The organism is Microcoleus sp. CAWBG58 (assembly GCF_020883045.1).
Classification (GTDB): Bacteria; Cyanobacteriota; Cyanobacteriia; order Cyanobacteriales; family Microcoleaceae; genus Microcoleus.
The window spans coordinates 1-20,712 of record NZ_JAHRFA010000105.1; the positions used below are offsets into that span (position 1 = coordinate 1).

Sequence of the window (20,712 nt, forward strand, 5' to 3'; positions counted from 1 at the left end):
CTAACGAAGCTTTTTCTTTTTCCATGTCTTTTTGTGGCAGTTGTAATTTATTCATTTTTTATCACAGTCAAGTATTGCATATATATTGTACCATAACCTTGATAATGATTTAGGATTGCTATATAGTACATCAATTTCGTAATAACGAGCGTTTTTTTCATATTTCATGCCAACTTTCTGGATTACCCGCTGGGAGGCGATATTTTCCGGGCGGGCGATCGCAACTATTCTCTCCAACTGTAATATGTCAAATCCATAGTTTAGACTAGCAAAAGATGCTTCTGTCGCCAATCCTTGATTCCAATAAACTTTATCGAAGGCATAGCCAAGCTCAACTTCCGGTGTTTTGTCCAGAAAAGCAAGTCCGCAGCGACCAATCATTTTACGATCTATCTTATGTACTACAGCCCACATTCCGAAGTTGTGTTCTTCCCAACGTTGGAGCATAGCATGAATGGCGCTTTCTGTGGCTTCTCTAGTTCTAACTCCTGTGAGGTATTTCATTGTTTCCGCATCGCTGTAGATGCGGTACAAATCGTCTAAGTCGTCTGGTGTAAATTGTCTCAGATACAATCGGGCTGTCTCTATTTGTTGCATGATGACAATCATTATTCTACCATAAAAATTGGAGGTATATCCTCCATATCTGCGTTACCAGGCAGAGCCTGGTAACGAGTAGTTCGCACCCTACAAAACTACTTTGCTCCAATCTTTGCCACTAGCGTCTTGCAGCTTTCAACTAAACGGATGAACTCTGCTCGATAGCCTTCCTTATCTTCACCTTTCGCCTGACTTGCCAGCCTCAATACTTGATCGAAATTAGCTGCCCCCTTGTACTCAGAATCTCTCAAAACCATCCCGAAAGCAGCTACAGCAGCAGCAAATCTGAAGTTAGCAGAGGCATTTTCTAGTTTCACAGGTTTGTCGATTATCGACTGCGTAATTAACTGACTCACTGTCTCGTTAGGTTTTTTGTAGCGCAACTTTACCTGCATCAATTCATCAGTTTGAGACGCTGAAGCAGTGGCTGGGTTCGGTTGATATTTCAACGGATCGACTTCCGGCAATTTGACATTGCTGGCGACACCAACCGGAATAATTTCGTAAATTGCCGTTACCGAATGCCCTGCACCTAATTCACCTGCATCTTTTTTGTCGTCGTTAAAGTCTTGATTTTGCAAAACTCGATTTTCGTAACCGACTAAACGGTAGGCTTGTACTTTCGCCGGATTGAATTCTACTTGAATTTTCACATCTTTGGCGATCGTCAATAGCGTGCCTCCCATTTGAGTGACTAATACTTTCTTGGCTTCCAGCAAACTGTCGATATAAGCGTAATTGCCGTTACCTTTATTGGCTAGCTGTTCCATTTTTGCATCTTGCAAATTCCCCCTACCAAATCCCAAGACACTGAGAAAAACTCCTTGTTCTCGTTTTTCTTCTATCATCCGCACGAGTTCGCCATCGCTGGAAACGCCGACATTAAAATCTCCGTCCGTTGCCAGAATAACGCGGTTGTTTCCTTGTTTGATAAAGTTGTCTCTAGCAACTTTGTAGGCTAGTTGAATGCCCGCCCCGCCTGCGGTGGAACCGCCTGCTTCTAGCTTGTCAATGCTATCTAAGATTTTTTCTTTTTGGTTGCCCGGTGTTGGGGGCAAAACTAATCCTGCCGCTCCGGCGTAGACTACAATTGTGACGCTATCTTTGGCTCGCAATTCGCTCACTAGATATTTCAAAGATGCTTTGACTAACGGCAATTTGTCCGGCGAATTCATGGAACCGGAAACATCGATCAGAAATACGAGATTGTTAGGCGGTAAATTTTTGGTAGAAATGCTTTTTCCTTGCAACCCGATGTGGACTAATTTGTGTTGGGGATTCCAGGGTGCATTGGCGACTTCTGTATTGATTGAAAAAGGTCGATCGCCCTTTGGCTGCGGATAGTCGTAGGTAAAGTAATTAATTAGTTCTTCGAGGCGCACCGCATCTTTGGGCGGCATCACCCCGCTGTTGATAAAGCGTCGGACATTGCTGTAGGATGCTGTATCGACATCGATGCCAAATGTGGAAAGCGGGTTGTTGCTAGCCCGCTGATAAGCGTTATCATAAATGCGGTTGTATCCTTCGCGATCGAATTCTTGGGCTTGTTGCGCGGGCAACGTTGTAGGTGATGGCCGTGGAGTTACTGGTAAATTAATTCCACCAGAAATCCTAGTTCTTAATTGATCTTGTCCTGTAAAGCGACTGTCAAGGTTAAGTCTCGCTGGCTGAGGGGCTGTTTGGGGAGAAGGCGGTAGTAAAAATGCAGAATTTGGTTCTGAAAGTTGGGGACTTCGATTTTGTTCTTCAAGCGAAATATCGCCCAGGGGAGGATTGGTTGCCCTGGGAAGAACAGCCGGAAGGCTTGCTAAATCAGCGGCAAATTCCGATCGCAAACGCTGCACAATTGCTAAATCTTCGGGGCTGACTTTTGGCGTACCTGCTGCGATCGCCCGATCGACTTTTACCAAACAACTATTTAAACTTACCGCAAAGTCGGAGCGCTTTAAAGGTCGATCGCCCAAATTACTACCCACCGGGGTGACAATCGGGCAACTGTAGCGTTTTGCTAAGGATAGTAGCGCCTGAAAAGCCCAGCTACTTGGTGCAATGTCAGCCGATTGAGAGACATTTGTGGGAGTTGGTGCGTTGGTTTGGCGATCGACTTTTTGGGCGATCGCACTTTTGGGATTCATCCAGTAAAAAGTTAAAATGACTGGACTTAGCAGCACTATTTGCAACAAAAGTTTACGCATAGATTTTTACTCCTGAGAATATTGCGATCGCGATATTGAATAACATACTACATCAGTTTCATAATAACGAGCGTTGTTTTCATATTTGAAACCAACTTTCTGCATCACCCGCTGGAATGCGATATTTTGGGGGCGGGCGATCGCAACTATTCTCTCCAACTTTAATATTTCAAATTTTGTCTGGCTAAAAATATTTTAGTTGGGTTTCGTTCGAGGTAAAATATTAGAGTCTTGCGATCGCATAATATACTCGATCGCGATTGCGGTATTCAAAGTTATGCTGGTATTTCATCCCCACTTTTTCCATTACCCGCCGCGAGGATCTGTTTTCGGTATCTGCAACTGCAACAACTTTGTCTAGTTTCAATACTTCAAATCCATACTTGAGGCTAGCCGCTGCAACTTCCGATGCTAAACCTTTCCCCCAGTATGCTTTTGCTAACACGTAACCGACTTCTACTTCAGGTTTTTTGCCTAAAAATCGCAGCCCCCCGTCGCCGATCAATTGGTTATTTTGTTTGTTGACAACAGCCCACAAACCGAAACCATGTTTTTCCCAATCTGCGATTATCTCCAATAAATCTGCTGCTGTTTCTTCTCTATTTCTGACGCCTTCGCTTAGATACTTCATCACTTCTGAATCGCTGTAGATGCGGTACAGCTCATCTAAGTCGTCTGGCGTAAATTGTCTCAGATACAATCGGGCTGTCTCTATCTCTTCCATGATGATTGTATAACTTCTACCAGTAGATTATTATACCAGTTTTGTTTGGATACAAACATTTTGGTTGGGTTTCATTCCTCAACCCAACCTACGGTTTACCGATCTTCATGCAAAAAACATCTCCAATAATTCTTGTGGAACAGGCATCCTGCCTGTTCTAGACTTAGTTTTTTGGAGAAGTCTAAAATATTGATTCTCTTTGTTACAATTATTAATTGGATGTATTATACCAGTTTTCCTGTAAATGACCATTTCCTCACCAGTAGCAGACACCGAAAACCAACCCCGCCGCGATACAGACTGGCGGTTATTCCTGAGGTTGGCATCTTACGCAACCCGCAGCAAACGCTTGCTGATTATTTCGATCGCACTATTAGTACCGCTAGCAGTCTCAGGAGCAATTCAACCGATTCTGATCGGACAGGCAATTTCGGTAATTCGAGCAGAACCTACCTATCAATTTTTACAGGGATTGCCTTTATCTACTGCATTAAATGTTTTGGCAGTCTTGCTGATGCTAACTATAACATTTAGATTGGGACTGCAATCTGTTCAAGGATATTTAGTCACAAAAGTAGGGCAAATTATTACTACTGATATTAGAAATGATTTGTTTGTGCACGTCACCTCGCTAGCGGTGCGATTTTTCGATCGCACTCCTGTCGGTAAATTGATGACGCGCCTCACCAGTGACGTGGAAGCTTTGGGAGAGGTTTTTTCCTCAGGGGCGATCGGGATTGTCAGCGATTTATTTTCAATATTAGTAATTGCCATTTTCATGTTTACCATGCAATGGCAACTAGCTTTAATGTTGGTATTAATGATGATCCCAATTGCTGCCATAATCATTTATTTCCAGAACCAATTTCGCATAGCAAATTACACCACCAGAGAAGAACTTTCCGATCTCAACGCCCAACTGCAAGAAAACCTGACGGGTATTGGCGTAGTGCAGCTATTCCGCCGGGAAAGATTCAACTCAGAATTGTTTAACGTTACCAATAAATGCTACATTAAAGCAGTTGATAAAACTATCTTTTACGACTCAGCCGTATCTGCAACATTAGAATGGATTGCTTTAGTGGCGATTGCAGCCGTTTTGTGGATGGGCGGTCAAAGCCTTCTGCAAGGTACAATTAACTTTGGTACTCTGTCTGCATTCATTTTATTTGCTCAGCGTCTCTTCGATCCGCTGCGGCAATTTGCGGAGAAATTTACGGCAATTCAAGCAGGATTTACCGCCGTCGAACGGATTAGCGATATTCTCAACGAACCGATCGAAATTAAAGATCCAACTAGCGGGGAGAAGGAAGAAGAAAGTTCGGCAACGGATTTTGTAGCGGATGTAACGGATGTAACGGATGTAAAGAATAGAAGGAAGAGGGAAGCAGGAAGAAGGGAATATTATTCACCACTGCTGATGGCCGGTCATCCAGAGGCACTTGCCTATAACTTGTCTTCAAATGAGTCAGAATTGGCAGACCAAAATCACACTCCTGTAGCTTCTGAATATCGTCTATCAGCTAACAATCAAAAATCTCTAGTTGCACCTGCTCAATCAAAGCAAGCCGCATCCGGAGAAATCCAATTTGACAATGTGTGGTTTGCTTACAAAGAAAACGAATATGTTCTGCAAGACCTCAATTTTACTATCAAATCCGGCGAAAAAGTCGCATTAGTCGGGCCGACTGGTGCGGGCAAAAGTTCGATTATCCGTCTGTTGTGCCGCCTTTACGAGCCCACCCGAGGACGGATTCTGATCGATGGTACGGATATTCGGGATTTGCCTCAAGCAGAATTGCGGAGACACGTAGGTGTGATTATTCAAGATGGTTTTCTATTTGCTGGCGATGTCAAGAGCAATATTAGCCTTGGCGAAAGTTACTCGATGGAGGAGATTCGAGCCGCAGCAGAAAAGACGAATGTTGCTCGTTTAATTGAACAGTTACCTCAAGGTTATGACACGCAATTGCGGGAGAGGGGTACGAATCTTTCGGGGGGACAAAAGCAGTTGTTAGCGTTTGCTCGCGCGGCTATTCGCAACCCCAGTATTTTAGTGCTCGACGAGGCAACTGCTAGTTTGGATGTGGGAACGGAAGCTTTGATTCAAGAGGCTCTGGAGCGTGTGATGGCTGACAGAACGGCTATAATCATTGCTCACAGGCTCTCGACTATCCGAAATGTCGATCGCATTTTGGTGCTCAAACGCGGGCAGTTAGTAGAGTCTGGCAGCCACGAAGAATTGTTGCAGCAAGAAGGTTTGTATGCGAGTTTGTACAAGCTGCAAATGCTGGGAAGTTAAAAAGTAATAATATTGGTTCGTAGTAAGGACTTTAGTCCTTTTTTATGAGGACTAAAGTCCTCACTACAAACTAAAATAAAAAGCGTTCGTAGTAAGGACTTTAGTCCTTCTTTATGAGGACTAAAGTCCTCACTACAAACTAAAATAAAAAGCGTTCGTAGTAAGGACTTTAGTCCTTCTTTATGAGGACTAAAGTCCTCACTACGAACTAAAATAATATTGGTTCGTAGTGAGGACTTTAGTCCTTCTTTATGAGGACTAAAGTCCTCACTACGAACCAATCTAAAATCCTATCACCTGCCAAAAAATATTTTTCCAAGGGTTTGTGGCAGGTGAATGATATGCTGAAAAAGCTGATTTGGCCCGATGCCAAACAATAACTGCATCGCCAACACAATTGCGGCTATAGCAATTGCTGTACCCGCGCTGGCTTTCAATACTTTAAAAGCCCAATTAAATACCAGCCAAGAAACAAGTAAGGAAGCAATTAAGATGATTAACTCTATTGGCATATAACATTTTTAACTCTTATTTTTAATTCAAGCAATACTACCGCGCTTCCGGGTTTCCTTATTAGAAATTCCGACATTTTTTAAACCAGCTTTAATCATTTGCTGCTCTAACAAAGCAAAAAAGCTACTTCGATCGCCCCCGGTGACTACTGCTTGGTTGTGGGCTTCTGCTAGCGTCACGGGATAGCCGCCACCTTTGTGTACTTGAGCTAGCATCATTCCTAAGGCTAAATCTAGCTCTGTATTATCTTGTGCTACCCATTCCGGAATTTCTATTCTAGCAATTTCTGTGCCAACGTGAACATAACAAAAATAGATGGGATTGAGACCGTATAAATCTAAAATTCGAGCGTGGGATTTCCACAACGGGCTTCTTTGTCCGGGTAGCAGGATTGTGGCCCACAAGACGGAATCTCGCAAGGGTTCAAATTCTTGACAAGGTGCTTTTTCGTCGAAAGCACTGGTGGCGGAAAATCCGACGTTGGGGCAGTTTGTCATGCAGTCTGGTACTTCGTGGGTGCAGGCTTGAAACCGCAAAAATGATAAGCTTTCGGTGCTGCGAGAAGCGCTCAAGTATCCTAATAAGGGAATTTTTGCTAGGCGCAATTTGTCCCAAGCTTCTAAAATTGGCTGCAAAATTCGATCGCGCGCTTCGCTAGGTAACTGTTCCAAAAACCAATAAATCAGGGAACCATCTACCATTGCCAAAGTTGGTGCGGGTAGTTGATTGTCGTTAAATTTTGCCCAATTGCAGCCCATTTCCGCGAGGGCGATGGCTTCGGAAACGGCGCGCCGGTATCCCATCCACTCTTCGGTTCTAATTCCCCACTGGCGCGAAGCATACAAGTCTTCGGGTTTGTAGAAAACTTCGGGCACGCTGTCTAAAACTGGATGCCGACTTTGCCCGTAGTGCAGCATGACTGTACCGACGTTGATCAGGTAGCAGTAGGCTATTTCGTGATGGCTGGGCGAAATTTGCGATCCGTCTGTGGCGAAGACTGTGTGGGCGCGGGGGGGTGCGGTGATGTAGGTGCGATCGTCCAAGGGCTCGATCGGCGTGGCTGCATTGAATAATGTGCGATCGCTCCAACTCTCTTGCAATTCTACCAATTTTTCTTGTCCGGTCGCCGCTTGTTCCAGCAAATTCTGAGCTACTTGCAAACGCAAGCGTGCTGCTAAAGCCTCCACATTTAAATGTTGGCTCATTCCCTGCATTGCTTTGGCTGCTTTTGTTAAATCTAGCATTGGTTTTAAGTCTCGAATTGGTGCGATCGTTCGGAATGCAAGTCCTCGGGAAAAGCAGGACTAAAGTCCTCACTACGAACCTGAAAAGCAGGACTAAAGTCCTCACTACGAACGTTTTTTATTACGCGGGTCACGATCAAAAAAAAATCGATTTTTTTTGTCGGTATGCTTGATTTTTTGGGAGATTTCTGTTATATTTATATCATAATGGGAATAAGTTCAAAAATAATATTTTTGCAACCATCCCATTATATAAAAATACCATACCAGCACCACAAAAGTCAACAAAAAAAGTCTAAAATTTGGGTATTTTTTTCACTCTTTTAAGCGAAAAAAAATCTACCTGCCAACAAGTCTAACATCAACCTTTGTCGGGGAGCCAACCGACAAAATCTCCGGCAAACTGCGACAGAGAAAGCAATTGAACGGGTGGATTTTGAGCCACAGATTCCCGTTCTGCCAAAGTATTGTAACCCCAGTCAGCCAAAAACAACCTCACCTGAGATAAATCCGGCTGCTGCTTGACAGAAACCAAAGTTTTTAACCGATCTTCTACAAACCAAATAGTCGTATCTTTGCCAGACGCCGCCAAAAATTCCCGCAATATTTGGTGTTTCGGCTTGTTGTATTCCTTGCCAAAAATCAACTCCGACGGCATTTGTACGCCCGCTAGCTGCAAGAGTTCCCGCACAAAACGGCCTTCCTTGGTGGTGACGATCGCGACTTTGACCGAACTATCCTGTAACGAATGCAGGCGATCGGCTACTCCTGGATAAAAGCGGTGCAAAGACAGCCACCCAGCTAAATCCTCAGCAATCCAACTATCGCGCAGTCCGTCTAACATGGCGCCGACAGACTGGGCTTTTAAATTATTTTCGGTCAATAACTGCGGGACAATGTTTGGCCAGTCTAGCAAAATTTGCTCTTCGGTAATTCCTGTCAGCAGTGCGCGAATCAGCAGGGGCATTTCCCAGCCGGTTTCGATGGCTGGCCTCACTCGGTAAAAACTCAAAGCTAAATCTGCATCGGGGACTATTTCGACTGGTTGCCAGATTTGGCAGTAGGTTCGCCAAGCGGTTTGGAAATATTCGATTAGTCCGTCACAAATTACACCGTCAAAATCAAGGGCTAGAATTGTTGGAGAGTTATTAGTCATCAACTGAGTTTAGAGTTTAGAGTTTATATTTTAGATTTGGGATTTGGCTGAATAGTCTCAATTAAAAAGACTGAACTAGCGGTTTATCGGCAACTGCTTCTAGTTTTTGGGACTTCAACAATTGCGCCCACTCTGCTTTCAGCATCGGATCGTCAGGAGCTTGTCGCCGCATTTGGGCTAGAGTAGAAATAGTATCGTACCAAATCCCATTTTTAGCATAGGCGATCGCCAATTCCATGCGATCGGGATTTGCCAAAGTTTCCTTAAGAGTTGGCTGTGGTTCAATACGCTGCACAAATCCTGTCACCAGATAATCCTCGGAATAATCTTGATTGCAAGGCACTGACAACGACCACTGATAGGGCTGGTTAAGTTGAAGAGATGTTTGGTCATCGCCTTTTTTAGGAATATCGATCTCAACTATCCCTGGTTTTTCAACCTTGAAAGTAGTTTGGTAAACCTCGTTATTTTTGCCATCGTAAGTTTGTAAAGCAAACTCGATTTCTTGAGTCGCAGCAGAAGAAATGTCAGCCAAAAATGTTGGCATTTCTGCTACGGTTAAACCAATATTGCTTTTAGGTATTAAAGGAATAATAGATACATCCTTCACACAACCTCCGCTTCGATGAGTCCCTGCTACTCTACTATTGGGTGCTGTAACATCTGGAGGTTTGAAATTAATATTCTGACTCAGGAGAATTTGTGCAGGCACTGCCTGCATCGGTGGCAGTAAACTGGGGATAGTAAGTGCGATCGCCAATGCGACGATCGCGAGTGCAACCCCATTCAGAAAACGTTTCATTTTTTAACCACATAACAGGAAGGTTGGGGTTGGCATTTTTACCAAGAAGAATGGGTTTAAAGCCTCCTCCTTCGACAGGGAAATAAAACAAAATTATTAACTATTTCAATTCTCTTCCTTATCGGTAGAGGTCGCTCTCAACCTGTCAATTGTCAACTGTCAACTGTCAACTGTTGAATCATCCCTAGGAGTTTGAATCGCAGCGGGCGATCGGCTTAATTTGTCAATCTTCAGATTCTCATAAGAAGGACAAATTAAGCCTTGAGAAATCGGGACGCTTAAAGAGGCTGAACTAGGGGTTTATCGGCGACTGCTTCGAGTTTTTGGGACTTCAACAATTGCGTCCACTCAGTCTTCAGCCGCGCATCATCGGGTGCGACACTACGCATTTGGGCTAAAGTCGCCAGAGTCTCGTACCAAATGCCATTTTTAGCATAAGCGATCAGCTTCGCCCTCGGGTCGGGATTTGCCAAAGCGCTCTTGAGAGTTCCTTGCGGTTCAACTCGCTGCATCCATCCTTTAATAATATAATCTCCCGATCGTTCCTGAGGATCGCAAGCCAGTGCAAACGACCAGACATATCGCTTACCAACCTCAATATTTTTTGTCTTACCTTTGTCAGAAAGGCTGACTCCCACAATTCCAGCTTTGTCAACTTTCAAACTAGATTCGTAGACTACTTCGGATTCATCTTCGTTTAGCAAAACAAACTCTACTTGAGCCGCCGGCTGAGAAACATAGACAAAAAATGTTGGCGACTCTGTGAGGGTTAAGCCAATATTGCTTTCAGGTATTAAGGGAGTAATCGATAAGCCATCCTGCAACTGACAGCCTCGATGTGCTCCCCCTTGGCGGTTCTCGGGGGCTGTTACCTCTGGCGGTGTGAAATTAACATTCTGACCGAGGGGAGTTGGTGCAGGGACAGCCTGCATCGGTGAAAACAAGCTGGGGAGAGTAATTGCGATCGCCAATACAGCGATCGCCAGTGCCGTAAAATTTAGAAAACGTTTCATTTTTTTCACCAGATAGAATAAAATCAGGGTTCGGATTTTTACTCCTGACTAGGAGTAGGAATCGCAGCGGGCGATCGGTTTAATTTGTCAATCTTCAGATTCTCAGAAGAAGGACAAAAGAAAGCCTTGAGAAAAGGGAGTCTTAAAAAGACTGAACCAGCGGCTGATCGGCAACTGATTCGAGTTTTTGGGACTGCAACAATTGCTTCCACTCTGCCCTCAGACTCGCATCATTGGGCGATCCTCGCCACATTTTGGCTAGAGTACCAATTGTATCGTACCAAATATTATTTTCAGCATAAGCGATCGCCCTAGCCATAGGGTCAGGATTTGCCAAATCTTTCTTGAGAGTTTCCTCGGGTTCAATGCGCTTCACAAACCCTTTAACAAAATAATTTCCCGACGGATCGTCATTGCAGGCCACGGCAAACGACCACTGATACCGCTGGTTAACCTCCAGAGTTTTTTTGCCCTCCCCTTTGCTAGGAATACTGACCTCAATTATCCCCGGTTTTTCAACTTTGAAAGTCGTTTTATAAGCATCGATTCCTTTGCCATCGTCAGCTTGCAACGTAAACTCGACTTGAGTCGAAGGGTGAGAAACATAGGCCAAGAATGTTGGCGATTCTGCTAAGGTTAAACCATCATTGCTTTTAGGTATTAAAGGAACAATAGATAAATCCTGCGGACAAGCATTCCCTCGATGCGTCGCCGATTGCCTGTTGTCGGGGGCGTCTACATCGGGAGGTTTAAATTTAACATTCTGACTCAGCAGCATTGGTGCAGGCACAGCCTGCATCGGTGGCAGGAAACTGGGGAGACTAAGTGCGATCGCACATACAGCGATCGCGAGTGCAGTAAAATGTAGAAAACGTTTCATTTTTTCACCAACCTTATAGATATATTATAGATCTCGTCTCTACTGTTAGTCCGGAGTTCTCAGCCCGGGCGCGATCCGGTCAAGTTTTGATTGTTCGCATCGCCATCAAAAGAAGGAAAAAAGTTCAATAAATAGCGATTTTTAAAGAGACTCAACCAGCGATTGACCTACCACTGATTCCAGTCCTTGGGACTGCAACAATTAGGTCTACTTGGCTCTGGGTCTCGCATATCTCGGTGTCTGTCGCCGCATTTGGGTTCAAGTAGCGAGAGTTTCGTACCAAATCTCATTTTTAGCATAAACTTCGAGCCACGTCATCTGGTCGGGATTTGCCAAATCGCTATTGAGAGTTGGCTGGGGTGCGATGCGCTGTACGAACCCTTTAACAACTGTATCTGCCATCTGCCGATCGAGCGTCTGGTTCGCAAATCATCGAAAACGATCGCACGTAACGCTTGCCAACTTCCAGTGATTTGTTGCTGTCGCCCGTAGCGAGAATGCTAATTTCAACAATCCCGGATTCATCAACTTTAAATGTTTTTTGGTACATAAATTTTTTCTCCCTGCTGGCGACCAATATTTTTGAGAAGCTAGTCTCACACCGCAGATACAGAATTTGAAGCTTGACAAATCAATAACATTAATTAATTGGAGCTGCAACTGGATTCTGGGGACGGTAAATCCAGCGGTCGAGGTCGCGAGTGTGATTCCATATACATTTCGCTACCAGCGAACTGTAAAGTTTTGTTACAAATCGGTCGGAGTTTCCGGGTGTTCTAAGATGGAAGAAGTCTCGTGTAGGTGCCGACAAGCAACATAACTGCTGTTCGGTGAAACGACTCAAAATTTTATAATCTGGCAATGACTAAAATATCTAACAAATTTCTATCTGACAAAATTCGTTGGGCAGCGGCTCAATTGAGTCAACTGTATAAACCATCACTAACAGTTGTTAGCTCTGTATTAATTGGAAGCGCGGCAGTAACATTATGGTTGGGTGGGGCTAGGCACCTAGGAATACTGGAACCAGCAGAATTAAGCGCTTACGACCAAATGCTGAGATGGCGTCCCGACGAAAAGCCAGATCCGCGCTTGCTAATTGTGGGGATTACCGAAGCAGACATTCAGAAACTAAAGCAGTGGCCGATATCCGATCGCAAAATAGCTGAAATATTACAAAAACTAGAAAAAATGCAGCCGGCAGTCATCGGCTTAGACGTACTGCGAGATGTACCTTTAGGAGAGGGGCGTGAGGAATTAACTAAAGTTTTACAAAAAAGCGATCGAATTATCGGGGTATGTTTAGTCACCGACGGAGGCCCCGATACTCCCGGTTCTCCCCCTCCTCCGGGAATACCAGCAAACCGGGTGGGATTTGCAGATTTTGGAATCGATCCGGGCGGCATACTCCGCAGGGCTTTATTATTTATGAAACCACCGATAATTAAGGGCGATAACTCGGTAGAAAAACATCTTTGCAATGACAATTTTCAAGTTTTAACTTCCTTCAACCTCCAGCTATCACTCCGCTACTTGCAAAAGTATAAAATTTTCCCCAGACTGGGAGCAGATCAATCTTTATGGCTGGGAAAAACTAATTTAAAAAAATTAAAAAGCAATGACGGAGGATATAGCAATGTCGATGCGAGGGGATATCAAATACTAATTAACTATCACTCCAGAAACCAAGTTGCAAACAAAGTTACAATTAGCGATGTTTTACAAGGGAAAGTCAATCCGAATTTAGTGAAAGATAAAATAGTGCTGATCGGTTACACATCAGAAACCGTTAAAGATATATTTTATACTCCTTACAGTGGACAGCAGCAAAAAAACCAATTCATGCCGGGGATCGTGGTACACGCACAAGTAATCAGCCAAATTTTGAGTGCTGTTTTAGACAAGAGACCGATGTTTTGGTTTTGGCCGGAATGGGCAGAAATCCTGTGGATTGCAGGATGGTCAATTGTGGGAGGAACCGTGGCATCGCGGATGGCTCACCCATGGAAGCTGGCGCTGACATTCGCAGCAATACTGTCGGGGTGTGGCGCGATCGGTTTTGGGATTTTTCTGTTGGGAGGGTGGGTGCCTGTAGCAGCGCCAGCCTTAGCATTAATCCTAACTGGTGGCAGCATTGTATCAGCAGACAGATTTAATAAATCGGGATACGGGAAAGCAATTACCGATCGCGTAAAACAAGTATTCAAAATCGAAATAGACCAAGCCCAAAAAGAACAACAAGTTGCAGACATTGTAGAATCAGATTTCTTTAAAGAATTGCAGCTCAAGAAAGATGAACTCAAAAGTAGTAAAAAAGATACCTCTGAAAAAACTCCCTCGGATCCCCAAGAAATAACGGTGGGTAATGTGGATCTTCCCCAGGCCCAAAGCGAGGCAGACGAATTCTTAGTTCAGTTGCAGCTAAAAGCCAAACAGCAGAAGCAGCGGGCCGCGGCGACTGCATCGGAAAGCGACTCAAAAACAGAAAGCGCGATCGATCCTGGCGCGAGTGCTAGTTCTGGCGAAACCGAACCCGATGAGGGGTTCAGCGATTTGCAAGCCAGGGCAAAGCAGATGCGGCAGCGCCGGAAGGCAGACAAGAAGATCGAAGAGGAAAAAATTGATACTTTATGATATATGATGCGATCCTCAATTCCATCATAATTGATTGTCGCCGTTTCTCCCTGTCATAGTAGTAGAATCTACGGTAAAGTATGACTTACATTCCGTTTTGACGGTGTTAAGCCTAGTTGACTAATTACTACGCCCTGTATCTATTTTAGCGATCGGGTTATTCAGATTACTTTTGGTTGTAGACTACAATTCGATCTGCCTCTGATTAATGCCTTCGTTTCTAGAGTCTGATTGATTGGCAGACTTCGTAGCTAAGCAGGGTTCCCAACTATAGAGGACATAAATCAACAACTGAATCTAAATAAAAGTCCAGCATCTCAAAAACTTGAAAGTCCATAAATGATTAGACTTAAAGAGATAATTGTTTAATCTTTGCAATACGCCTATCATGTCCAAAATCATCTCTGTCCACTCTTACCGGGGTGGCACTGGCAAATCTAACATGACTGCAAACCTGGCATCTATTATCGCTCGCGGCGGAAACAGGGTCGCCATTGTGGACACAGACATTCAATCGCCCGGGATTCACGTGCTGTTCGGTTTCAGCGAGAACAATATGGAGCGCTGCCTGAACGACTACCTGTGGGGCCGGTGTCCGATCTCGGATACTGCCTACAATGTGAGTTCGCTGCTGCCAAAATTAGCCCGTAACGGCAGCCTCTACCTGATTCCTTCGAGCATTAAAGCAGGGGAGATAGCGCGAGTTTTGCGGGAAGGCTACGACGTGGGACTGCTTACGGACGGCTTTCAAGAACTGATCGACGTTCTGAACTTAGACTACCTATTTATCGACACGCACCCAGGACTCAACGAAGAAACCCTGCTCAGCATCACGATTTCGGACATCCTGCTGCTGATTCTGCGTCCGGATCAGCAAGATTTTCAGGGAACGGCTGTCACGGTAGATGTGGCCCGCAAATTAGAAGTTCCCAAGATTTTGATCGCGATCAACAAAGCGCCAGAATCCTTGGATTTCGATGATTTGAAGCAGCAAGTAGAGAGTATTTACAACATCCCAGTTGGAGGGGTGCTGCCCCACAGCGACAAGATGATGCTGTTAGCCAGTAAGGGGGTGTTTGCCCTGCACTTCCCTAAAGACCCTCTAACTCAAGTGGTGGAAGGGATTGCCAAACAGATTTTGGGATAATTTGGTGTAAGGACAGCGGTTGACATCCTCACCGCCCTAAAAGTGCGGTGATTCCTAAACCTCACGATTTAGGTTTCTGCTTCATAGCAACTGCCTCCACCCTCCAAGGAGTTTTATGGTCTTACGCTCGCTCCACAGACTAACCCCGCTAGTCCAGCGGTTTTTATGTGTCGAAAACCTTAAAAGGAATTCTTGGTGCTGTGCGTGATTCTAGGGATGTTCACCATTGCCCCGTCCTCTTTTCCCGGTCTACCGATTTTGCTGCGCCGCCGGATACATCCGGGCTTCGCTCGCCCGAGCTGTCTGATCCATCGTCACGGGTGGGTCATTGACCATCTAGATTTTAACACAAAGCCGTCCTAGAAGGACGGGGTTTCCAACCCAATTTTCTGATGAAGGTTGACGAGAGCGAGTTGCAGTCTCAATTACTGGGGCGCGATGTCCTGCAAGCGCGATCGCTCGTTGCTGTGGAGGAACTTTTTCGGCGACAATATTTGCTTGAGGAGTCAGGAGAATAGCGACAAAATGAGATACAAATAGATTATGAGAATTTGTTAAAAAACTTTAGGAGGAGAACTCATGGATTTTGACTGGCGCATACTAATAGTATTGAGTCCGGTTTTGTTGGCGGGCGGCTGGGCTGCTTACAACGTCGGCACTATAGCTCTCAAACAAGTGGAGAAATTGTTGAACAAGGAAACTTAAACTCAGCTTTTTCACCGTAATTTTGCAGCCGACTGTTTGTTAAGATACAAAAACAGTCGGCTGATTTGTGCATTGGCTCTGATGAGAAGCAGGGCTGATGCCATTTTTGATTTGGGCATTAAAGATTTTCGACGATCGATAACCCCGCCCAAAAACCGGTACCGCGCCCCTGAAGCTATGAGTGTGCAGAACCCAAAATTTTAGACTCCTGTTCCTGCTCGGGTGATGAATATGTGAAGTAAACCTAAAGTCTAAAACTTGTTCGGTCGCTCCGGTCGAAGAATCTAAAATCTAAAATCGAAGCACTTACTGCATAAGGATTTGGAACGCCGAGATATAGTTGCATCCTGTTTGGGAACTTGTTTGATGTTTGGCCCGGAGATCGCAATGTACGACTCCAGACAGATAGAGCGAAAGCCACTTAAAAGTTATAAATAAACTTGTGCATAAACTGGGTGCGATCGACCAAAATAGTCAGCAGCAAACGATCCTGGGTAAGAGATCCCAATTGACCGCAGTGCTGGCAAGGGTTTCAATAGTTGACAGTTGACAGTTGACAGTTGACCTCTACCCTTCAGTCCGAGGATTGGAGTAATGAATAGTCTGATGTTAATTTCTCCCGATCGGGGTTACGGCTTTCAACCAATTCTTTCTGGTAAGTGGGGAGCTTGATGTTTTGCGATCGCCTCAGCATTTGTGATGAGATGACGACACAAATATTTAGCAAGCACGTTCCAGCAGAAAATATGAGACAATCGCAAAAGTATTTGCCCTGAAAATCGCCCTACAAACTGCGAAGTTTAATCTGTAGGGAATATCGGTCAAATTGTCAATGTTTAACTCCTATATCTTTAGATAGATTATGCTTTTTCCCCGAGCTAGCGGCATTTTACTCCACCCGACATCTTTTCCCAGCCGATTTGGTGTTGGGGATATGGGAATAGAAGCATATCGCTTTATTGACTTTTTAGTAGAGAGCGACCAGCAATACTGGCAGATTTTGCCGCTGGGCCCGACAGGATACGGCAATTCTCCTTATTCGTGCTATTCAGCAATGGCAGGAAATCCGCTGCTACTGAGCCCGGAAATTTTGCGGGACGAGCAATTGCTCAGCGATGAAGATTTAGCTCATTCGCCGGAATTTCCCCTGGATACAGTAGAATTCGATCGCGCGATCGCACACAAAATACCCCTGCTCAAAAAAGCCTGCGAAAACTTCAAAGCGAAAGCATCGCCGGTGCAGCAAAGAGAATTCTCGGCTTTTTGCGAGAGCAAAGCGGCTTGGCTGGAAGATTATGCCTTATTTATGGCACTAAAAGACAGCTTCAACGGCACGAGCTGGCACACTTGGGAACCAGAAATTGCACAGCGCCAACCGGAGGCGCTAGACAAGTGGCGGCAGGAGCTACATAATGAGATTTATTACTACAAATACGTGCAGTTCGAGTTTTTCCGCCAGTGGACTGAGCTGAAACGCTATGCGAACCTGCGCGACATTAAAATTATTGGTGACATTCCGATTTATGTCGCTCACGACAGTGCTGATGTGTGGTCGCATCCGGACTTGTTTTGTTTGGATGAAGCAACTGGAGAACCGGCTTTGATGGCGGGAGTTCCGCCGGATTACTTCAGCGCAACAGGTCAATTGTGGGGCAATCCTGTTTACAATTGGGAGGCTTTGGAAGCAACTAATTTTCAGTGGTGGGTGCAGCGTTTTGAGGCGATTTTCGCTTATGTAGATGTGACTCGGATCGACCACTTTCGAGGATTTGATGCTTACTGGGCGGTGAAACGCGGGCAGGAAACTGCGATCGACGGAGAGTGGATTAATGCGCCGGGAACGGCTTTGTTTGAGGTAATTAACGAGAAGTTCGGCAATTTGCCGATTATCGCTGAGGATTTGGGGGTAATTACTCCGGAAGTGGAAGCTTTGCGCGATCGGTTTGAGTTTCCCGGAATGAAGATTTTGCAGTTTGCTTTCGGTGCGGGGCCTGGCGATCCTTTTTTGCCTTTCAATTATGTTCGTAACTGTGTAGTTTACACGGGTACCCACGACAACGACACGACTGTTGGCTGGTTCAATCAATTGCAAAACTACGAAAGAGATGAGGTTTTGCGTTATTTGGGCTGCATCGATCCCCAAGGAATTCACTGGTCTTTAATCCGCATGGGTTGGTTTTCTATTGCTAATTTGGCGATCGTGCCCTTTCAAGATTTGTTGGGTTTGGATACCGACGCCCGGATGAATTTTCCGGGGAAAGCAGAGGGAAATTGGGGCTGGCGGTATCGGCGCGAAGCTTTGAATTGGGAGGTGCGCGATCGGCTCAAAACCATGACTTACATCTGCGGGCGCGCTCCCCAGAAAAATTGAACAAACATTGGTAGTGGGTAATTGGTAATTGGTATTTGGTAATCATATCGTGTCCGATCGATCGACCGCAATCAGATTGGTTTGTAGTGCGGACTTCAGTCCGCTATACGGTGGCGGACTGAAGTCCGCACTACGAACTGTGATTGTTATGGTAATCGACCTGACATGATATCAGTCAATAAAGACCGACATTCTAATTAAAAAATGTGGAGTTCCAGCCATTCCCAATTACCGATTCCCGATTCCCGATTACCGATTATCCTTCATTTTTGGGCTTTGCTGAAGGCTTGAGTTCGTCTGCGGTAAAAACAACTTGTTTGGCAACCCCAGATTCTCCGAGTTGTTCGGCTTGTCCGTTATTCACAGCAATCATTACACCGCCGGCGTTACCAGCTAGAACTACCAATTTGTTTTGGGCCTGCCAGGTGCGGACACTTCCTGAAGGCAAAGTTCCCTCAAACTCGGGTTTGCCATCAACTTCAATCTTCATCCATGATTCGTCTTTTAAACTGACGTTAACCATGACTGGTTTATTGCCAGATTTATCTAAATTTTGACCTGTTCTTGTTGCTTCCACAGCATCGTAACTATCGGCTTTCTGATTTTTTGAGGCGCTCTGGGCTAAACGAGCTTGTTCTTGCTCAAGAGCTAGTTCTTTGGTTCCCGTACCGTTTTTTGTTGTCAGAGAACCGCCCATCAACTGAGATAAGACATTGACTGAACAGATAATTAGAAATGTGTAAAAAAGGTACAGGTGCATCGGCCGCAATTGTGGCCCATTCTGCCAGGATAGCTTGGTGGTCGATCGCGGTGGCGGTTCGATCGGGAAAAAGTCGGCAAACTGAGTTCCGTCCAAACCCATTGCTTCGGCGTACCGCTTGATCAAACCTTGAGTGTAGACGGGTTCGGGGAGTTGGTCGAGTTGGCCGTCTTCGATGGCTTGCAGCAGATTCCGCCGAATCATGGTTACCACAGCTACTCTGTCCAAAGAAATCGACTGCTGTTCGCGGTACTCGCGGAGTTGAGCTCCTATTGCCGCTAATTTCTTCTGAGGAGTTTCTGGCTCTTGGGAGTGCAGTTTCTTCTTAGTTATTTGGGAGAATAAAAACAATAAATTCTTTGTCATATGCTGTGCTCCTGGGGATTCACTGGCACGCTTATTGATGTTAGGTTGACTAGATTCCATAAAAAAATAATTTCTGAATCTTCTAGGGGTCGGTAGCAGCCCGATGCCAATATCGGCCCTGCGGGGGGCTGCAATTGAATCGGGCCAATGGCTGTGCGGTGCAGGCGTACCACTGGATATCCCAACTGCTCGGCGGTGCGCCGAATCTGTCGGTTTCTCCCTTCTGATAGAATTACTTCTAACAGAGTTTGGTCTCGCGCGCGATCGATAACTCTAACTTTCGCGGGTAATGTTTTTCTACCGGACAAGATAATGCCCTGACGCCACGCTTGTAGTATGGGTTCCGGGGGATCGCCGAGCACCCAAACTTGATAAGTTTTGGCGATCGAGTGACGCGGATGGGTCAAACAAAATGTCAGCTTACCATCATTGGTGAGCAATAGGGCGCCTGTGGAATCTGCATCTAAGCGTCCTACGGGATGGATGCCTTGACCAGATCGCAGTTTGGGCGGCAGCAGGTCGAGAACTTTCGATCGCGCCCTCTTGTCGCTGCAAGTAGAAACTACGCCTGCGGGTTTGTTGAGCAACAGATAGACCTCTGCCGGTCTATCTGTTGGTTTCACATGGACTCCATCGACTTCGATGAAATCGCGATCTGGATTCGCCTTTTGTCCTAAACGAACAATATTGCCATTAACCCGGACTCGTCCAGCTACAATCATCTGTTCTGCAAGACGGCGAGAGGCAATGCCCCACTGGGCGAGGATTTTTTGCAGCCTTTCATCAGACATGACGGGAGTGTGGAAAGCCCCAACACCCGAGCGGTGGGGGAGGAAATATAACACGGTTAATGGATTAACCGATGCTGCCAATGCTGAATTCCTGGTTGGGAATAAATTCTCATGTTTGCTAACCAATCTTTACAGGGCGTTGCGCCTGGTGCAGATTATCCTTATGGCATTACCCTGAATGCTGTGCAAAAACTACGAGGAAAAGACTTGCGGCAGGCACAGGTCTGCACCGTTGGTTTGCTACTGATGTGAGAGGTGTGGGTCTGACAGGACCATTAACCAACACTACCATAAAACCGGTACTGCTGGTTAATTTTATCAGGAAATAGGGTTTAAAACCTCTTCTTCAGTGGCCGGCTTTATATTTACTGGAGACCATTACTCACAAGTTAAGCTAAAAACACTGTTGTCAATGAGTAATCTTACTCATTTTTTACCGAGATACCAATTAAAATATGACTCCATTTGTTGCCTTATTATTGCCAAAAAATTGTTCGGGACTTCTTTGA

Annotated in this window: 22 protein-coding genes; 7 read left to right on the top strand and 15 right to left on the bottom strand. The window is 45.2% G+C overall.

The window, feature by feature from the left end; translation table 11 throughout:
- Positions 1-51: 51 nt before the first annotated feature.
- The 4 genes from QZ918_RS29385 to QZ918_RS29400 all read right to left on the bottom strand — a co-directional run bounded on the left by QZ918_RS29385 (position 52) and on the right by QZ918_RS29400 (position 3,519).
- The gene (locus QZ918_RS29385; protein ID WP_293341693.1) at positions 52-609 is read right to left on the bottom strand and encodes a GNAT family N-acetyltransferase; all 558 of its coding nucleotides are present in this window, start codon (positions 607-609) and stop codon (positions 52-54) included.
- A gap of 86 nt (positions 610-695) precedes the next feature.
- Positions 696-2,795 (bottom strand): VWA domain-containing protein, encoded by a 2,100-nt coding sequence (locus tag QZ918_RS29390; protein WP_293341695.1) that lies wholly within the window; start codon positions 2,793-2,795, stop codon positions 696-698.
- Positions 2,796-2,801: 6 nt separating this feature from the next.
- The gene (locus QZ918_RS29395) at positions 2,802-2,954 is read right to left on the bottom strand and encodes a GNAT family N-acetyltransferase (protein WP_293147631.1); all 153 of its coding nucleotides are present in this window, start codon (positions 2,952-2,954) and stop codon (positions 2,802-2,804) included.
- A 64-nt stretch (positions 2,955-3,018) separates the two neighbouring features.
- The gene (locus QZ918_RS29400) at positions 3,019-3,519 is read right to left on the bottom strand and encodes a GNAT family N-acetyltransferase (protein ID WP_293341698.1); all 501 of its coding nucleotides are present in this window, start codon (positions 3,517-3,519) and stop codon (positions 3,019-3,021) included.
- A gap of 244 nt (positions 3,520-3,763) precedes the next feature.
- Here QZ918_RS29400 and QZ918_RS29405 point away from each other — a divergent pair, with 244 nt between their 5' ends.
- Positions 3,764-5,821, top strand: a complete 2,058-nt coding sequence (locus QZ918_RS29405; protein ID WP_293341701.1) for an ABC transporter ATP-binding protein — start codon at positions 3,764-3,766, stop codon at positions 5,819-5,821.
- A gap of 293 nt (positions 5,822-6,114) precedes the next feature.
- Here QZ918_RS29405 and QZ918_RS29410 read toward each other — a convergent pair whose 3' ends face one another.
- From QZ918_RS29410 to QZ918_RS29445, 8 genes are all read right to left on the bottom strand, one after another.
- The gene (locus QZ918_RS29410; protein ID WP_293341703.1) at positions 6,115-6,333 is read right to left on the bottom strand and encodes a hypothetical protein; all 219 of its coding nucleotides are present in this window, start codon (positions 6,331-6,333) and stop codon (positions 6,115-6,117) included.
- A gap of 27 nt (positions 6,334-6,360) precedes the next feature.
- Positions 6,361-7,578: a DNA double-strand break repair nuclease NurA gene (locus QZ918_RS29415; RefSeq protein WP_293341705.1), complete on the bottom strand. Its 1,218-nt coding sequence runs from the start codon at positions 7,576-7,578 to the stop codon at positions 6,361-6,363.
- A gap of 361 nt (positions 7,579-7,939) precedes the next feature.
- A complete protein-coding gene (locus tag QZ918_RS29420; RefSeq protein ID WP_293341735.1) occupies positions 7,940-8,734 on the bottom strand; it encodes an HAD family hydrolase in 795 nt (264 codons plus the stop codon).
- 61 nt (positions 8,735-8,795) lie between these two features.
- Positions 8,796-9,536 carry a DUF928 domain-containing protein gene (locus tag QZ918_RS29425; protein ID WP_293341708.1) on the bottom strand — a complete coding sequence of 247 codons (741 nt, stop codon included), beginning with the start codon at positions 9,534-9,536 and terminating at the stop codon, positions 8,796-8,798.
- A gap of 278 nt (positions 9,537-9,814) precedes the next feature.
- Positions 9,815-10,549 (bottom strand): DUF928 domain-containing protein, encoded by a 735-nt coding sequence (locus QZ918_RS29430; RefSeq protein WP_293341710.1) that lies wholly within the window; start codon positions 10,547-10,549, stop codon positions 9,815-9,817.
- A gap of 142 nt (positions 10,550-10,691) precedes the next feature.
- Positions 10,692-11,429 (bottom strand): DUF928 domain-containing protein, encoded by a 738-nt coding sequence (locus tag QZ918_RS29435; RefSeq protein ID WP_293341713.1) that lies wholly within the window; start codon positions 11,427-11,429, stop codon positions 10,692-10,694.
- Positions 11,430-11,687: 258 nt separating this feature from the next.
- Positions 11,688-11,831 carry a DUF928 domain-containing protein gene (locus QZ918_RS29440; RefSeq protein WP_293341716.1) on the bottom strand — a complete coding sequence of 48 codons (144 nt, stop codon included), beginning with the start codon at positions 11,829-11,831 and terminating at the stop codon, positions 11,688-11,690.
- On the bottom strand, positions 11,812-11,979 hold the full coding sequence (locus QZ918_RS29445) for a DUF928 domain-containing protein (RefSeq protein ID WP_293147650.1): 168 nt from the start codon (positions 11,977-11,979) through the stop codon (positions 11,812-11,814). Before QZ918_RS29445 ends, QZ918_RS29440 begins: the two co-directional genes overlap by 20 nt.
- 311 nt (positions 11,980-12,290) lie before the next feature.
- On the opposite strand from QZ918_RS29445, the gene QZ918_RS29450 reads away from it, so the two are divergent.
- From QZ918_RS29450 to QZ918_RS29465, 4 genes are all read left to right on the top strand, one after another.
- Positions 12,291-14,063: a CHASE2 domain-containing protein gene (locus QZ918_RS29450; RefSeq protein ID WP_293341719.1), complete on the top strand. Its 1,773-nt coding sequence runs from the start codon at positions 12,291-12,293 to the stop codon at positions 14,061-14,063.
- A gap of 388 nt (positions 14,064-14,451) precedes the next feature.
- A complete protein-coding gene (locus QZ918_RS29455; RefSeq protein ID WP_293341722.1) occupies positions 14,452-15,210 on the top strand; it encodes a MinD/ParA family ATP-binding protein in 759 nt (252 codons plus the stop codon).
- Between the two features lie 392 nt (positions 15,211-15,602).
- Positions 15,603-15,728: a hypothetical protein gene (locus QZ918_RS29460; protein WP_293341724.1), complete on the top strand. Its 126-nt coding sequence runs from the start codon at positions 15,603-15,605 to the stop codon at positions 15,726-15,728.
- Between the two features lie 61 nt (positions 15,729-15,789).
- Positions 15,790-15,915, top strand: a complete 126-nt coding sequence (locus tag QZ918_RS29465; RefSeq protein WP_265235804.1) for a photosystem II protein Y — start codon at positions 15,790-15,792, stop codon at positions 15,913-15,915.
- A gap of 638 nt (positions 15,916-16,553) precedes the next feature.
- Here the strand turns inward: QZ918_RS29465 and QZ918_RS29470 are convergent.
- Positions 16,554-16,676, bottom strand: coding sequence for a hypothetical protein (locus QZ918_RS29470; RefSeq protein WP_293341727.1), 123 nt, complete (start codon positions 16,674-16,676; stop codon positions 16,554-16,556).
- A 101-nt stretch (positions 16,677-16,777) separates the two neighbouring features.
- Between QZ918_RS29470 and malQ the strand changes: the two genes are divergently transcribed.
- Positions 16,778-18,286 carry a 4-alpha-glucanotransferase gene (malQ, locus tag QZ918_RS29475; protein WP_293341730.1) on the top strand — a complete coding sequence of 503 codons (1,509 nt, stop codon included), beginning with the start codon at positions 16,778-16,780 and terminating at the stop codon, positions 18,284-18,286.
- Positions 18,287-18,542: 256 nt separating this feature from the next.
- Here malQ and QZ918_RS29480 read toward each other — a convergent pair whose 3' ends face one another.
- Positions 18,543-19,412: a helix-turn-helix domain-containing protein gene (locus QZ918_RS29480; protein WP_293341733.1), complete on the bottom strand. Its 870-nt coding sequence runs from the start codon at positions 19,410-19,412 to the stop codon at positions 18,543-18,545.
- Positions 19,409-20,203 carry a pseudouridine synthase gene (locus QZ918_RS29485; protein WP_293341738.1) on the bottom strand — a complete coding sequence of 265 codons (795 nt, stop codon included), beginning with the start codon at positions 20,201-20,203 and terminating at the stop codon, positions 19,409-19,411. Before QZ918_RS29485 ends, QZ918_RS29480 begins: the two co-directional genes overlap by 4 nt.
- Positions 20,204-20,314: 111 nt before the next feature.
- Between QZ918_RS29485 and QZ918_RS29490 the strand changes: the two genes are divergently transcribed.
- Positions 20,315-20,455, top strand: a complete 141-nt coding sequence (locus QZ918_RS29490) for a hypothetical protein (protein ID WP_293147663.1) — start codon at positions 20,315-20,317, stop codon at positions 20,453-20,455.
- Positions 20,456-20,712 lie beyond the last annotated feature (257 nt).

What these genes read in the sequence shown, in the direction of transcription:
- QZ918_RS29405 (WP_293341701.1), top strand. Translation starts at nt 3,764, where the DNA reads ATGACCATTTCCTCACCAGTAGCAGACACCGAAAACCAACCCCGCCGC.
- QZ918_RS29460 (WP_293341724.1), top strand. Translation starts at nt 15,603, where the DNA reads ATGAAGGTTGACGAGAGCGAGTTGCAGTCTCAATTACTGGGGCGCGAT.
- QZ918_RS29485 (WP_293341738.1), bottom strand. Translation starts at nt 20,203, where the DNA reads ATGTCTGATGAAAGGCTGCAAAAAATCCTCGCCCAGTGGGGCATTGCC.
- QZ918_RS29445 (WP_293147650.1), bottom strand. Translation starts at nt 11,979, where the DNA reads ATGTACCAAAAAACATTTAAAGTTGATGAATCCGGGATTGTTGAAATT.
- QZ918_RS29430 (WP_293341710.1), bottom strand. Translation starts at nt 10,549, where the DNA reads ATGAAACGTTTTCTAAATTTTACGGCACTGGCGATCGCTGTATTGGCG.
- QZ918_RS29410 (WP_293341703.1), bottom strand. Translation starts at nt 6,333, where the DNA reads ATGCCAATAGAGTTAATCATCTTAATTGCTTCCTTACTTGTTTCTTGG.
- QZ918_RS29400 (WP_293341698.1), bottom strand. Translation starts at nt 3,519, where the DNA reads ATGGAAGAGATAGAGACAGCCCGATTGTATCTGAGACAATTTACGCCA.
- QZ918_RS29440 (WP_293341716.1), bottom strand. Translation starts at nt 11,831, where the DNA reads ATGGCAGATACAGTTGTTAAAGGGTTCGTACAGCGCATCGCACCCCAG.
- QZ918_RS29385 (WP_293341693.1), bottom strand. Translation starts at nt 609, where the DNA reads ATGATTGTCATCATGCAACAAATAGAGACAGCCCGATTGTATCTGAGA.
- QZ918_RS29450 (WP_293341719.1), top strand. Translation starts at nt 12,291, where the DNA reads ATGACTAAAATATCTAACAAATTTCTATCTGACAAAATTCGTTGGGCA.
- QZ918_RS29465 (WP_265235804.1), top strand. Translation starts at nt 15,790, where the DNA reads ATGGATTTTGACTGGCGCATACTAATAGTATTGAGTCCGGTTTTGTTG.
- QZ918_RS29455 (WP_293341722.1), top strand. Translation starts at nt 14,452, where the DNA reads ATGTCCAAAATCATCTCTGTCCACTCTTACCGGGGTGGCACTGGCAAA.
- QZ918_RS29490 (WP_293147663.1), top strand. Translation starts at nt 20,315, where the DNA reads ATGTTTGCTAACCAATCTTTACAGGGCGTTGCGCCTGGTGCAGATTAT.
- malQ (WP_293341730.1), top strand. Translation starts at nt 16,778, where the DNA reads ATGCTTTTTCCCCGAGCTAGCGGCATTTTACTCCACCCGACATCTTTT.
- QZ918_RS29420 (WP_293341735.1), bottom strand. Translation starts at nt 8,734, where the DNA reads ATGACTAATAACTCTCCAACAATTCTAGCCCTTGATTTTGACGGTGTA.
- QZ918_RS29415 (WP_293341705.1), bottom strand. Translation starts at nt 7,578, where the DNA reads ATGCTAGATTTAACAAAAGCAGCCAAAGCAATGCAGGGAATGAGCCAA.
- QZ918_RS29480 (WP_293341733.1), bottom strand. Translation starts at nt 19,412, where the DNA reads ATGACAAAGAATTTATTGTTTTTATTCTCCCAAATAACTAAGAAGAAA.
- QZ918_RS29390 (WP_293341695.1), bottom strand. Translation starts at nt 2,795, where the DNA reads ATGCGTAAACTTTTGTTGCAAATAGTGCTGCTAAGTCCAGTCATTTTA.
- QZ918_RS29425 (WP_293341708.1), bottom strand. Translation starts at nt 9,536, where the DNA reads ATGAAACGTTTTCTGAATGGGGTTGCACTCGCGATCGTCGCATTGGCG.
- QZ918_RS29435 (WP_293341713.1), bottom strand. Translation starts at nt 11,429, where the DNA reads ATGAAACGTTTTCTACATTTTACTGCACTCGCGATCGCTGTATGTGCG.